Raw genomic sequence first — 16,646 nt, 5'->3', positions numbered from 1 at the left:
TTGCACTTGTTGATTATGTAAAGATAGAGATATGTTAAAAATTGTAGTTACTGATGTTTTTGTATATTAGAATACTAAAAAATATATTAATAAAGTTGTGTTTATTTGCATTTTATTCCTTAAAATGAAAAGAAAAATATCACTTGTTAGGCAGAACAACATATTAATTAGAAAATTTTACATTTATTAATATTAACCATGCTTACATAAAACCATTTTTTCATGACTTTTTGATATAATTTATTTATTATAATTGCAAAGCAATTATATTGTAAGGAGAAAAAATGCCTGAGGAAAAAAAATATGTTGCTAGTGATATTCAAGTTCTTGAAGGATTAGATCCTGTACGTGTTAGACCAGGAATGTATATTGGCTCAACCGGCTATAGAGGAATTCATCATCTTATTTGAGAAATTTTAGATAACTCGGTTGATGAGGCAATGGCTGGTTATGCTACTGAGATAAGCGTTACCTTGCATAAGGATAATTTTATTGAGATTGAGGATAATGGACGTGGCATGCCTGTCGGCATCCATCCTTCAACACAAAAATCTGCTGTTGAAACAATCTTAACAGTTTTGCATGCTGGCGGAAAGTTTGACTCAAGCAACTATAAAGTTAGTGGTGGGTTACACGGTGTTGGAGCCTCTGTGGTTAATGCCTTAAGTGATTCTTTTGAAGTTTGAGTAAAAAGAGCAGGTAAATTACATTATCAAAAATATGAAAATGGTGGAAAACCTATTGATGATTTAAGAGTTATTGGTGAAGTACCTATCGGTGAAACTGGCACAAGAATTAAATTCCATCCTGATTATACAGTTATGGATAAAATAGATTTTGATTTTAGTACTATTAGCGATCATATTAAGCAGGTGGCTTATTTGAATAAGAGCCTTATGTTTAACCTAATTGATTTAACAAAAGATACTAAAAAAACTTTTTGTTTTGATGGGGGTATTGTTGACTACGTCAAAGAACTTAATAAAGGTAAAAAGACTATAAACCCAGAAGTTATTTATGCCTTAGGCACATTTAGTGATGTTGACAAACCAACTGAGGAGCAGATTGCTAATAACAAACCGCCTAAGCAAGTTGAAATTTTAGTAGAGGTTGCTTTTCAATATAATGAAGCCTATCAATCAACAGTTATTTCATATGCTAATAATATTCAAACTACTGAGGGCGGGACACATGAGAATGGGTTCTATGATTCTATAGTAAGAATCTTTAATAAATATGCTGAGGAAAATAGATTGTTTAAGGGAAATGAAAAAATAAGCAAAGAGGATTCTAAAGAAGGACTTATTGCAGTTATTTCTATTAAGCATAGTGATCCTGTTTTTGATGGTCAAACAAAATCAAAATTTGGCTCAGCAAATGCACGTTATGCAACGAACAAAGTTGTTTCAGAGTCTTTAGAAAGATATTTAGCTGAAAATCCTAATATTGCTAAAAATATTATTAACAAATGTTTGCAATCACAACGTGCTAGATTAGCTGCTAATGCTGCCAAGGAAGCTTCAAGAAAAAAAGATGGGTTGGAATTTAGCGGTCTTCCTGGAAAACTTGCCGACTGTTCATCTAAGAATGCGGAAATAAGAGAATTATTTATTGTCGAAGGGAATTCTGCCGGTGGCTCAGCGAAAGGCGGAAGGGATAGATCTATTCAAGCTATACTGCCTTTAAGAGGAAAGGTAATAAATGCTGAAAAAAATGATAAGGTTAAATTTTTATCAAATCAAGAAATTCAGACCATTATTCATGCTTTAGGTACTGGTATTGGACATGATTTTAATATTAATAAACTAAAATATCACAAAATTATTATTATGACTGACGCTGACGTTGATGGTGCTCATATTTCAACATTGCTTTTAACCTTCTTTTATCGTTATTTAAAACCGCTGATTGAATATGGTTTTGTATATATAGCCTTACCTCCACTATATAAAATAGTTGCAGGAAAGAGAGTTGAATACGCCTACAACGATGCTCAAAAAGAAGAAATATTAAGCAAATTTGATGATAGAAAAGCTATCTCTATACAACGCTATAAAGGGCTTGGAGAAATGGACGCTGAACAGTTGTGAGAAACCACCATGAATCCTGATGCTAGAAAAATGCTTCAGGTACAAATTAATGATGTAGCTGTTTGCGACCGCGTATTTACAACACTAATGGGTGAAGAAGTTGAACCAAGACATGACTTTATTGAAGAAAATGCTAAATATGTATCTAATATTGATTTTTAAGGAATAAGAATGAAGTTAGTTAAAAATCAAGGATATACCAACACCACATATTTTGATGAAGAAAATAAACAATTCATTAAAATAAAAAAGTTTGATTCTTTCAACCATAAGACACCTAATAGTATTTTAAATTGTTTTAGTTTTGTTCCTAAAACAATATCCGAAGATGAAACCATGGTTATTAATGAATGAATTCCAGGAGATATCCTAAATCCAAATACATTAACAAATGAACAATTAAAAGAGATAGGTAATAAATTGATTACTCTTCATAATTCGAAATTAAAGTTTTATAAGGAAAATCAAATAGCTAGAAGGTTTAAGGTTTATCGCGAAACAATATCTAAGTTAGGTCGTAAAATTCCAATTTTAGACAAACATTACAAAAAAATTAACTTATTTTTAAAAAATATTGATAATTCAGCTCCTGTTCATAATGATTTATGATTATTTAACTTTATCGACAATGAAAAAGGGATATTTATAACAGATTGAGAGTATGCAACAATGGGCGATGTACATTTTGATTTAGCATATTTTATTGAATCATCAAATCTTAGCAAGGAACAGGAAAAAATATTTTTGGATGCTTATGGAGATGATTTTGAACATAAATATTTACTTGCTCATAAAATTATAGTTAATGCATTAATTGTTTTATGAATAAATAAACATGCAATAAAACCATTTGATGACAAACTTTATCTAGATAGGGTTGATAAGCTAATAGTTGAATATGATAAAGAATATAAGGCAAATTTATAAAGAAGATCTATGTATTTAGAAGAAAAAAACAATCATATTATTGATAACTCGCATTTGTTTGAAATTGAAAGAATGTTTGAAATGATTAGAACTACTTTTGATGAAGAAGTTGCAAAGAGAATTTCTCATGTCCGTTTTTATCGTCATGAATTAAATAAGACATATTTTATTGCTAAGTATAATAATCTTTGAGTACAAATAAGAATACCTAAACATAAATTTGATGCTGAATGTGAGAATGAATTTATTGTTATTAAACATTTTAAGGATTATATTTTTGCTAAAGACGGAATATATATAAAAAAATGATTTCCGGGCGAAGATTTATTTCATATAAAATTTAAAAAGGTCACTATTTATTCAATATTTAATTGTGTAAAGAGTTTTCATGAGTGTAATATTGAGGTGCAAAAATTTAATTGAAATAAGTTTATTATTCAAGACAAAAAATATCATGAATTGCTTCATAAGTACAAAGATGAAGAACAAGTTTTGAGTCACAATAATATCCAAAAACATAATATTATAGTTAACAAGTATAACTTTGTTAAGTTGGTGGATATGGATAGCGTATCTCTTAACTCCCCATATTTTGATTTTGTACTACTGCACATTAACATTGGAATTGATAAAAAAATGATTATTGACTATTTTAATTTAGACAAGGATGTTTTTGATGATTACATATATTTGGTTAATACATACCGCGAGGCAGAATATAAGAGTGATTATCGTTATTTAACAATTAATAAGGATATAATTCCTGAGTCCCTAAATGTATATAAAACTAGAACCTCAATAATTAACAACAAATTTATTGTGCATAAGCACCACAATCAATTTGATAACCGTCTTAAAATTAAGACAATTGAAGATTTTTATTTTGTTCCAACTTTTATTTATGAAGATGAGAATAAAATTATTTGAAGATGGCTAACTAGAAAGGATAAATTTCAATTAACTCATAGAACTATTAAGATATTGGCTAAAATTATGAGAACCTATCACGATTCAAATGTTCAATTCCCTAACTACATATTGTATGAAAAAATAAAGTGATATTTGGATAATGTAAATAAAAAAGATTTAGTTATTGAAATTGGTAGTAATGATCTCATCTCTCAAATTGTAAATTGAATAAAAGAAATTGAGATTGATGCAAATTGTCATAATAATCTTAATTTTGAAAATATTTTATGAGATGATAATCAAGGTATTTATGTGATTGACTGATCAATTGCTTATCGCAGTTCTAGATATTTAGATATTGCATTTATGTTTGAAAATTTAAAAGTTAATAAAAATATCGAGGAACAATTTTGACGATCATATAATAAACATAAACCACTAGATTTTTATAGATATCGTATTATGGCATTATTTGTTCATTATTTGCAAAATAAGGTTTTAAATAATGATGATAAATTAGTTAGAAATATAGCTAATAGAATTAAAGAAATTTTAATTGAAGATAAGAGCTAAAACATATATAGGAGTAGTTAATGAGAAAGAATAACAAAAAAATCGAGTCTAAAGGTGATATGAATAATTCTTTATCAGCAAAACCTAAAAAGAATATTAAAAAACTATTGACAACTATTTTTATGTATTCTGGAATAATTGCATCAATTGGTGTAATTTCTGGTGTTTCGATATTTTATTCAACAAATCAGTCGAGAAGTGTAAATTACTTATATGATAGCGAACGTGATGTTAAATTCGAAAAGAGCGAAAGATCTGAAAACAACACAATTTCAACATTTGTGCTTGAAAAGGAAATACCAGCAAGCGAATTGTTTGATTTGGACAAGAAAGTTGAAATATCGAATCAAAATGGAGAATATGGAGTTCATCTTTTGACAAACTACTCGTTTTATAAGACTGGCTATAATTTAGATAGTTATTTTGATAATAAGAAATTTGTGTTTGCTTTAGATAAAAATTCCGATAAGGAAATTGCAGTGGTGAAGTTGCAAGATGAGTTTAAAAAATTTAAAGATAAAAATAAATATGACATTGATTTTAAATATTTTATTCAACAATTAACTAGTTTAAAGCTAGCTATTTCATATTATTTTACTATGAACAATAAAACATTTTTTATTGAAAATAAGAAGAATGTTACTGGTTTTGAAATAAAGACATTATTTTCTAAAATACACGAATACTTTAGAAATGTTGTGGCAAAAAAAGAAATTAAGAATGAAGACCTTATTTTCAAAATAAATGTTATCAATAAAAACGGAATAATAGATAAGGTGAAATTTTTAGTGAAATTTTCATTTGAAACAATAGAATCTAAAAACGATTCGAAGCAAGAAAAAAAGAATTAAAAAGCAAGGTAAATATATCAAAACAATCTTAGCATGTAAACAAAAACCTCTTAATTAAGATGGTTTTTTGTTTTTCATTTCTAAAATTTTATTTTTTTATAAATGAAAATATAGTGCTTATTTTTTTGATGTCTATGCTATATAAATAATAAAATGTTCATAAAAAGAATAAAAACCAAAAAATATGTTTTTTGTTGTTTTTGCTGATTTTTATCATAAAAAAGTTTTTATCTAAGCAATATATATATATATATATATAATACTTAGTATATTATAGAGGTGATATATGGCTAAAAATTTGAATAAAAAAAGACGTAATGTATTATATACAATGGCTGGATCGGCAACATTAATGACTGCTGGGACGTGAACATATATTCTTTTGGATTCGCATTTAAAAAATCAATTGGATTTAAAACAAAACTATTTTTACTTAAAGGATATATTAAAAAAACAATCCGATTCTTTATATAATGATAGCTCTCTTAAAATTGAAGTGCAAGCATTTCTAAAAAATGCTTATTTCAATAAGTATACAAAACAAAATCAAGAAAAGATTGCTTTACTGATTAATAAGGTAATAGCAGAAAACAAAAAGGATATAGAAGAAATAAAAAATCTTGCTGATAACATAGTTTCAAAATCTCTTAAAAATATTGAAAAAAATAAAGCAGATGAAATTAATTCATTAGAACAAAAAATCTACACAAAGAAAGAAGTTGTGGACTTTATAAAATATGAAAATGAAATTATTTTGTTAATTAAGAAGGTTGTTCTAATCGATAAAAATAAAGCTAAAGAATTTTATATAGAATTAGATAAAGTAGCAAATAATGAAGATTTAGCTAGACTAAAATCTAATATTTTGTTATATCTTGCTAAACGTGGTGAGCGGGGAACGTTTGAAAAAATTAAGGAAGATTTAATTAAAGAAATAACGAAAAATTCTAATTTTAGTAGTGAAGAAAAGGCAGACTTAATTAATAAAATCAAGGATACAAAATCATTAAATTACATCGAACTTATTAAACAAAAAATAGCCACACTGGATACTCTTTCAGCACTATCTTACGGATTAGAAAGAAATAATTTGGTTAAAAAAGCAAAGGATTCAACGACAATTGAACAGCTTAACGATATCAATAAAAAGATTGAAAAAATATTTAATGATAAAAAGAAAAAACTTTTGGACCTTGTATCAAAATTGATTGTCACAAGAACGAAAAACTATTTTTATAACAAGCAAAATAAGGCAATAAATCAAAATGAAATTGAAGCATTAATTAAGACCGTAGAAAATGAAATATTTTTTGAAAAAGTGTTTAATACATTTGATAGAGCAAAGAAAATTAATAAAAATGAAGCTCAATTTTTGTTATCAAGAGTATCCGATCAATATATAAAAAAAATGTATGGAGCCTTGTTAAAAAGTGATAATTTTGATCTTAAACAAATAACTGATATTAAAGATAAATTCTTTCAGGCTTTAGAGTTTGAAAATAAAGCTGATTTTATCAAAATAATTAATAGTTCCTTGATACAGAAAATTAATGATAGTTCAATTTTATCTCCTATGATCGAAGAATTAGTTAATAAGGTAAACAATTTAGATAATAAAAATTTAGATGAAGTTATGGTTGAAGTAAACGATACAATAGCTCTTTCTATTTTGCAAGCAGAAGCTAAGGATTTGATTAAAAAACTAAATATTTCAAATTTCAAGACTGCTATAGAACAAAAATTAAATACCGAAATTCATAATCCTTCACAAATTTTTGATGTTATTAATCAAATAAATACTTATATTAAGGATTTTAAGGATCGTGTTCAACATAAGGCCGATAAAATAGAAAATTCAACAACAAGGGATAAGTTTAATAGTGAATTAATTAAAGCAGAAACAGAGAATGAAATCAAAAAGATAGAAAAAGATATTGATGCATTATTAGCAAATACAGAAGATTTGAGAAAAGTTGCTTCAGAAATAGTTATGCGTCTTGCACAAAGTGACAAAAAGTCTAATTTCGAATCCATAATCGCTAATAAATCAAGCACTGAAAATGACCTACATAACATTATAACCGAGGCCCAATCTATATTAGAAAAGGCAAAGAATGAAGCATTAATGAATGTTTCAAAATCATATAATTCTTCACAATATCATGTTTTTAAAGAGAAAATTAATGCTGAAAATACTACGCAGGATGAGTATAAAAATATCGAAATTGAAGCATTGAAATTATTTAATGATATGAAAAAGCATCTAATAAATGAACTTGGCTCATTAAGTTTTAGTATGCAATTAAGCGATTTGATAAATGATGAAATAAATGAAGCTGCGAATATTTATCAGCTAAATGTTATACTAGAAAAAATCAAAGCATATTTGATTAACAATAAAATTAAAGATGTTGGCCAACGCGAAAAACAAAATGATTTAGTTAAGAAAATTAATAAAGCCTTAGATATCGCATTGGATGAAATAAAGAAAATTATTGTTGACTCAGAGCTTATTATTGCCTTGGAAGCTGGGGATGAGATTGAAATTATTAAATCTGAGATTAATAGGCTTCCTTATCCTTCTGGTAAAGATGCTCCTGCAATAAAAGAAATGATTAATGAGATAAATAATATTGAAAATGATTCTACATTAGGTCAAAATCAAAAATTAGAAAAAATTAAAAATATAGCTTCAATAATTAATAGTTTAGCTGATAAAATAAATCGCTATAAGGATGATATTAAAAAAGTAAATCCGCAAAAACAGGCACGTTTAAACAATAAACTTGATAACTCTAATTTTTTACCTCCAAATAATAATGAATTTGATGAACTTAAAAGAATAATTCAAGACGCTAAAAATGAGGATAAAAATGAGGCAATTGCCGAAATAGAAAAACTTAATTTATTGACATCTGATCAATCCAAAGAGTTTAAAGAAAAAATAAATGATAGTACTTTTAAAACATATGATGAAATTCAAAAAGTAGTAATAAACGCTAAGTTGCAAAATCAAAAAAATAAATTAATTAACGAGGTCAAGAAATTTGAATATCCGCATAAGGATAAAGCCCCAGCAGTTCTTGAAATAATTTCTCAAATTGAAGCCTTACAAGATTTGCAACAAGTAATCAATTACCAATCTATAATCGAAAAAATAAAAAGAAATATTGCTATTGTTAATACAAAACTATCTAATTTGCTAGTAATTTCTAATGAAATAAAAGAAAAATTTGATGAAGCAAATACAGATGAAGAATTTGACAATTTAAATACTTTGGTTCAAAATGCACTTGATAACCAATCAAATAAATTAGCGCTTGATAATAAGGTAGAATCTCTCCCATATCCAAAAAGCGATGGCGTTTTTAACATTGGAAGCAATGATGCCCCAGCTATTTCCAAGATTAAAAGTTATTATACTGATTCGAATGGTGTTGGAATTTCTGAAAAAATTACTGAAATAGATAACAAAATCATTAATATAACAATTAACATTGAATCAAGTAAACAAGCTATTAATAAAATATCAAAAAAGAATCAATTAGAACTTTGGAGCAAATTAAGAGATTCTTACACCGATCAAGAATTTAATGAATTAATTAAAAAGATTGCTAATGCACATGCTAGCGATGTGGTCGAGGCGAAGGCAGAAATAACTAAGTTAACCAATTTAAGCCAAGAATTAGTTAGTGCATTTAATGCTAGAATAGAGGCTAATGACGACTATGAAAATATAAAAAAGATAGTCAATGAGGCAAGGTTAAAAGATAAAAAAGAGGAAATTAAGAAACTAATTTCAATGAGCGACTATGTTAATGATAGTAATTCAGATGTATCGATTAAAAATAATTTTAATACAACAAAAGCTCAATTCGATAATGTTATTGATCAAATAGTTATTGATGATAATTCTTATAATCAAATTAAGGAGCAAACTAAAGATTTTGTTGCCGAACTTCATAAGGCTAGAGACTTAATTGATTCTTTAAGTTTGCAAGATGTTATTGATGTAAATAATGTTAAATTTGAACTTAAAAAGTTAATTACCACAATAATTAATAAAAGTGATCTTGAAAAAGTTGAGGTCGAGATTGCTAAATATAAGTTAAAAAAACAAATTTTAGAACTTGATTATTATAAGGATACTCCTCAGCCAGCCCCTGCAACTATCATATTGAATTCGAAGATTGATTTAGCTAAAAATAGTAATGAAATTGAAGTACTAGAAAATCTAATTAAATCAATTCCAGAAAAAATTAAAAAGGCAAAGGAAGCAATTGATAGTTTAGATAAAAGCCCATTAAAAAATAATATAGCGCAAAGAAAACAAGCTTTAAAGGAGGAATTAAATAGATCTGTTGATGGAAATAACTTTGATCTTTTGTTGAAAAACATTAATGCAGCAAAAAATGAAAATGAGTCTCAATATCGTCAATCTCGGAAACAAAATTTAATTGAAAAAGCTAAAGGATTAGAATACCCATCAGTTAAATCAGAACAATCTGAAGCAATTACTTCAATTATTAAGAAGATTGAAGTTGATTTTAGTACTATGTCTAATGATACAAATTTATTAAGTAATAAATGAGCACGAGAACTGGAAGAAATTGAGAAAAATATTTTTAATTCTAAAGGAATTTTGGAAAAAATAAACCCTAAGCATTTAGATAATTTAAATATAGAATTCAATAAGGCTGATGAATCAAATAAATTTGAAATATTTAACAAAAAAATTAATCAAGCATTACAAGAAGATAAACAAGAAATAATACAAAAAATCAAAGCTTTATCTAATCTTGACAAGACAACAAAATCTTCTGAATTAATCAAAAAATTAGATAACAAATCATACAATGAAATGGTTGCGGTTTTGAATGAAGCCTACAAAATTGATCTTATTGCTAAGATTGACAAATTACCTTATCCTTTAAGTAACGCCAAAGCTAAAATTATTTTAAAATCACAACTAAACAATATAATAAATGAAAATAGTTATTACTTAAAATTAAAGGAACTTAGCGAACTAGAAGTAGCCATTAATAACGCTAAAAATAGAATAAATTCTCTTTCTTATCCAATGGAACCTAGTTTGGCTAAGAAGAAATTAAATGATAAATTAGATGAGTCAATTAATAAAGACCAAATAAATAAATTAGCTAATAACGATTTAAAAAGCAAGATAGAAAAATATAAGGAATTAATTGAAGGCATTAAGTATCCTATTTCAGTTGAAAATCAGGCAAAATTACTTGATGAATTGAGTTCTCTAACCAATGAGCAAGAAGAAGAGTTTTTAAAACTAAATATATATAATGCAAAACGTGAAACCGCTCATAAATTAATTGATGGATTAACCGATTTAGATAATCTAGTTAAAGAAAATAAAAAACAAGAAATAACCCAAAAGATATCTGGAAATAGTTTGGATTTACAACAAGAGTTAACTGATATTAATGAAAAAATATTTGAAGCTCAAAAACAAAATTCCAAGCAAAAGATTCAAAAAATACCTTATCCTATTAATGATGTGACTTCACAGAATTCAAGAAATTTATTTAATACAAAAATTGATTCTGTTCAGAGCGAAGAGGGCTTGTATCCTATTAACAATATTTTGGATTTATTAAAAAATGAAATAACCACAATAAATAATGAGGTTTCATTGATTGTAGATGCTTTTCGGAAAGATAAAATAAATAAGTTAATTAATGGTGTTACTGACATAAAAAATCTTGAGAATATTAGATTAGAATTACTTAGAGCCAAAGCAGCTGATGTAATTGATAATTTAGTTGATTTATCTACCAAACAAAAAGAAGACTATAAAAGCGAAATAGATAAAAAAACTAATGATATTGGCATTAATTTAGTAGTTGAATCTGCAAAGTTGCAAAATAAAAAAGAAGAAACATTTAAGTTAATTGATCGGGTTTCTTATCCTAAGAAAAATAATGATTTTGTTGCTAAGTCAATTAAAAAAAATAAGGATGAAGTTCAAGCTTTAAATAACAATAGTGAAGTTACAATAAAGAAGCAAGAGATACAAATATTTGATACTAAGCTCAAAGAATTGATAGAATTAGCAAAAACCATTGAATATAGCGAAAGCAATTCGCATGCACTAGTTAAAATTTTGGAAGGTTTTGATTCTGCAACCTCAGTTGCCGAATTAGAACAAATTCTTCCTAAAAGTTGACCTCAGCATATTAAAACACTCAAGAAATTGGCTGAGAAGTACTTTGGTATTAATTCTTATTTTGTAACCAATAAATTAAGTCATACATATCCTCAAAAGAACGCAAGTGATAGCGAAGGTTTGAGTTTGCAAGAATTTTGTCAACTATTAATAACCGAATTTAAAAAACAAGCAAAGATTAAAATTGACAGTTTATTAGTAGCTGATGAAGGTAAAAAACAACAATTGCATAAGCAAATTAATGATATCTTAGTTGATGGTATAATTTTTGCTATAGATCAAGATATTTTTGAAAAACCGCATCAAATTATTAATAAAGCTATTGCTGATGATGCGATTGAATTTATTCAAAATCTTGCTTATCCACAAGATAGTAATTCCGCCCAATCAAAAGCAACAATTAAAACTCAATTAGTTGATTCGTTTAAGATCAATCAAGTTATTTTGGTCAATGAAGAAGTCACAATTTTGCATGATAAATTAAAGAAATATAAAGAGCAGGTCGATGACTTAAATAGCCTGATAAATTTGATAACAGATATTACTAAAAAAATGTTCTACAATGATTTGTTTTCAAGAGCAGATAACTTAGAAAAACTAAAGGAACTTAAAAATAAGATCAAGTGGTATGTTGAACTACAAAGGGATATTTTATCCATTATTGATCTCGAAAAAAATGAATTTGACATTAGTTACGGTAGCAAGGCGGAAGATGTTTTAGATGTAAATCAAAACATAGTAGGTTTAAGAGAAAAATTATTAAACTACACCTTTAGCGCTAATAATCAATCTGAAATAATGCAGTTAAAATCTATTGTTAGTGAAGTAAAGGCCGCATATGATAAGCTAAAAATGTTATTTGTAAAAAGAGATACATTAATGATGTCAGTGTTTTTAAAGCAAATCAAAGAGGCTATTGGCGTAGGTTCAATTGAGACCATAATGAATAATGCAACTGAAGTTAAAAATAAAATGGATGTATTTTGAAAAAAGACATCCCCATATATCGGTTTTTATATTTTTGATCATAGAGACAAACTTTTAGAAAACGCTGTCAAGCCCGATAATGAAAGAATAATTGACGGCACAAAATTCAAAACATTTGATGAATTCATTAAACATATAAGAACTCAAACTAATCCAAATGAGTTGCAGAGCATAATTGAACAGGTGGTTCCTTTATATCATGGTGTTATTGATTATTTATTGATTGCCAAAGATAATCTAACTCAGGCTGCTCATAAGTATTATAGGGATGAAATTCTTAAAGCAACTACGAAGCAACAAATTGAGCTCCAAGTTAATGATGCTAAAATATTTAATGAAAAAGTACTTGAATCAAGAAATAAACTAGCCCAAATTGGAAAGGTTGGGAATAGAGCTAAATTAATGATGGAAATTGAAAATGCAAATAATGCAAGCAATATTCAAAATGTGTTGAATAAGATAGAACAATTTAGAAATCAATTTAGCAATGCTACTTTAAAACTTAACGAATATAAGTCACTAAATGAGAAAGAAGAAATTAAGCTTAGAGATTTTGAAACGAGATTAGATAAATTGCAAGAAGCAGATACTTCGTCGCAACTGGCAAATGAAATTGAAGTTGAAATTGCAAGAGCAAAAGCAATTGCACAAGTAAAGCAATTGATTTTTCTAAATATCAATCAACAAAATAAATATATAATCTTACTTAGACAAGCAGGAATAAATTATTTAAATTATCATGGTGAAATAACTAGGATAACAAATGAGGCTAAGCAATTTAATGAAAAAGTGAAAACTGCCAAAGATATTCTTTCTTTATTTGCTAAGGATAGTAACAAAACGACATTTAATAAAACAATTTCAAATGCTTTAGATATCCAAACAATGCAAAACATAATAGTTCAAATTAATGATTTTAAAATTAAGTATGATGAATCTAGGAAGTTGGTTGAAGCCTATAAAAATCTTAATAACAAAGATGCTACAAGGTTTGATCAATATAATAAAAAACTTGACGCTATCCAAGATGGTGATGAAGCTAACTCTTTGATAAATGAAATTAAATCTGAATTTAAGAGTAAATTAAAATTAATTATTAATAATATTCCTTATCCAAATAAGAATAGTAGTGAGGCGCAACATTCAATTAATGTATTAAGTGTAGGTGTTGATAATTTAAATACAATTGATCAATTTATAAATAAAGCAATTGAATTAAGCGAACTTAATGATGAGATTAGCAAAAAGGCTCCGCAAGTTGATTTACTGCAATATAGTGAAAATAATGCATTTGCAAAACAAGCAATCAAAACTGAATTAAATAAAGCAACAACTATACTCCAAGTAAAGACTGCTTTTCCAGATGATTGAAGTCAAAAAGTTGCTTATTATAAGCAAGTGTTAGAAAAATATTTTGAAGCACAAAATAAAACGAATCTTGCAGCAAGATTTAATAGAACTCACCCAAAATCTTCTGACCATACGGTTAGTGAATTGGAAAAACAATTATTGCTAACAATGAAAGTATTAGCTAAAAATCATATCAACACTTTCAAACATTTAGGTGATTCTAAAAAAGTGTTTATAGAAAGAATCGATGCTATAAATGGCTTTCCAGACGAAAATAGGATGCAACAAGTTGCTTTAATTTATATTGAAGCAGTTAAGGCAAATTACAATAATTTCATTGATAAATTAGCTTTACCTAATGATAACCATAATCAAGCAAACTCCTTGAATTCAAAGAATAACTTAAAAAATATTTTGGTTAATAGTTTTACAAAAATAAGTACTAAAATTAATAATCATCAAGAAGTGCAAGCATTGGAAAGCGAACTAAATAATCTCAATGAATTGGTTAATAATATTAAGACTAAAATTCAAAATATTGATGTAGAAACCAAAACATCCGTTTGAAATGAAGAATTTTCAAAATCTGATACATCAGAAAAATTAAGATTATTACTTGCTAAAATAAATAAATTTGACCAGGTTTTAGAAAAGATTAATAGAATTACGGATTTACAATCATCTGATGTTGGAAGCGGTAATGAATTAGTTCATAGTCAACAAGTTAATGAAGAATTGTCTAAGCTTCGTGAATCTTATAAGGATAAGTTGGGTATAACAAAAGAAAATGATATTGATAAATTAAATCAATTTGTAGAAAAGGCAAATGAAGTGGTTAGATTGCTAAAAGATTCATTTAAAACCGATTTATTAGTAGAAAAAGCTTATATTAAAAAGATTGCATCTGCAGGCGATGCAGCACAGCTAGAAGAAATTAGAAATGATCTTCGAGAGTACAAAAGAGAGTTGACGAGATTTTGAAGTAGTTCTGAGAATCTTGAAAAATATATAAGAGACAACAAGAGCTTACTAAGCAAAAATGTTCTTAATGGAATTAAACGATATGAAGAGTTAGTTAATGATGCAAGAACATTTAATAGTGCAGCGGAGTTAAAGAAATTTAATGATTATACAATTCCTTTATATCATGGATATATTGATTATTTAATAATTGATAAAAGCGGAATACCTAAATCAGTATTAAATATCTTTAACCAAAGAGTTCAATTAGCTCCTGATAAAAATACAATTGAAAATGTTATTATTCCTGAGCTAAGATCATATCAAAGAAAACTAAGTGATTTAAAAACAATGATTAGTAAACTAAAAAGTAATGATTCAAAATCAAAATATAACGGTATGTTAGATGATGCTGATTCCTTAACTAAATTAGAAAATATTATATCAAATGCTAGAAAAGAATTAATTGTACAAAGGGTTGAAACTAGATTAAAACAGTTAAAAACAAGCAATTCTGATCCAGAAAAAAATAAGAAGCAAATTCTTAATGCTCCTGAAGAACAATATATAAAGGAATTTAAACAAAAGATCGAAAGAGCTTCTAACGTACAACAAGAAGAACAAATTGAACGTGAATTTATTTTTAGCAGATACTATGAATCAAAGCGTCTTTACAGTGTGCTCAATTCACTTGAGTTCATAGGCGAAATTCTTATTAGTAAAGCAAAAAAATCTTTAAATCCTAAATATATTAATTTAATTAATAAATTTAAAGAAAAGGATTTTATTAAAGGATTTAAAAATAACGGCGAAACAAAGTATCAAAATAATTATACATATACAGAATCAAATAGTTCGGATAGAACACTAGCGCAATTTGCACATATGTGAGTGCAAATTAGCAACGATCAAACTGGATATTTTAATCAGCAGGACACTAAAGATATATTCAGCGCCGCTACGCAATGAAAACCAAATTTATATAATGACAGTTATGTTCAAAATCATAAATGAAATCAATTTCCGCTAGACAATTACTATAATTTAATTGATCAGGCAATTAGTTTAGCTAAAAAAGATAAAAAACTTACGAGTATAGAGGATTTATATGCAACTGTAGATACCATTGCAGGATTTGGCTTTGCAAAATTTAAGGAAAATCCAAGTAAAGATGGAATTTTTTCCGTTGCTGCTTTATTAGATAATGCAAGAACTCATCAAGAAGTTAAAGGAAATGAATACCTTGTAGACGCTTTTGTAGGTGGAGCAACAACATACGATTATTTCCGTAGGCAAAATAAAAATAGTAATTTATTGACGCATTACGATTTAGGTTGGAAAATATAAAAAAATGATTTATGTTTTTTTAAAAAAGAATAAGAATAATTCAAAATATTAATAAGTTTGTAAGTTATTTTAGTAGTGCAAGCAAATTCAAAAACTAAAAAATCAAGAAGTTTTTAGCCTTATCATTGATTTATCTTTATAGATAATCAATATATTAGTGGGGGTTAATGATAAATATTGAGCAAAATAAAGAATTTGTTATTGCTTAAAATAATTTTAAAAAATGGCATAAACAATTGTTTTAATGAAAAAAATATTATATTTGGGTTGTGATTACCTAATGAGACGCTTTTATGCTACCTTTATTTATATTACCGCTTTTTACAATTGCTAGGATTCTTTTATTTGTGATAGAACATTACTATTGGTATAAAAAGAAATATTGGTATAAAAAAATGCTAGTGCAAAAAATGTAGAAGAAAATAATGATGTGTAGTATGAACACGGATTTTT

At 26.8% G+C, this 16,646-nt stretch carries 5 protein-coding genes; all 5 read left to right on the top strand.

What is annotated here, in order from left to right; genetic code table 4:
• Nucleotides 1-284 precede the first annotated feature (284 nt).
• The 5 genes from ACWXVS_RS00140 (at nt 285) to ACWXVS_RS00120 (ending at nt 16,193) form a co-directional block, all read left to right on the top strand.
• The gene (locus ACWXVS_RS00140; RefSeq protein ID WP_455994420.1) at nt 285-2,252 is read left to right on the top strand and encodes a DNA topoisomerase subunit B; all 1,968 of its coding nucleotides are present in this window, start codon (nt 285-287) and stop codon (nt 2,250-2,252) included.
• A gap of 9 nt (nt 2,253-2,261) precedes the next feature.
• The gene (locus ACWXVS_RS00135) at nt 2,262-3,017 is read left to right on the top strand and encodes a phosphotransferase family protein (RefSeq protein ID WP_444704915.1); all 756 of its coding nucleotides are present in this window, start codon (nt 2,262-2,264) and stop codon (nt 3,015-3,017) included.
• Between the two features lie 9 nt (nt 3,018-3,026).
• Complete coding sequence (locus tag ACWXVS_RS00130; protein WP_455994418.1) at nt 3,027-4,499, top strand: hypothetical protein; 1,473 nt, start codon at nt 3,027-3,029, stop codon at nt 4,497-4,499.
• Between the two features lie 20 nt (nt 4,500-4,519).
• Nucleotides 4,520-5,350, top strand: coding sequence for a hypothetical protein (locus ACWXVS_RS00125; RefSeq protein WP_455994416.1), 831 nt, complete (start codon nt 4,520-4,522; stop codon nt 5,348-5,350).
• 286 nt (nt 5,351-5,636) lie between these two features.
• Entirely contained in the window at nt 5,637-16,193 is a 10,557-nt protein-coding gene (locus ACWXVS_RS00120; RefSeq protein ID WP_455994414.1) for a hypothetical protein, read from the top strand.
• Nucleotides 16,194-16,646 lie beyond the last annotated feature (453 nt).

The organism is Mycoplasma sp. 327 (assembly GCF_053851655.1).
The sequence above is the reverse complement of the archived record's forward strand: the minus strand, read 5'-3'. Positions and strand labels throughout refer to the sequence as shown.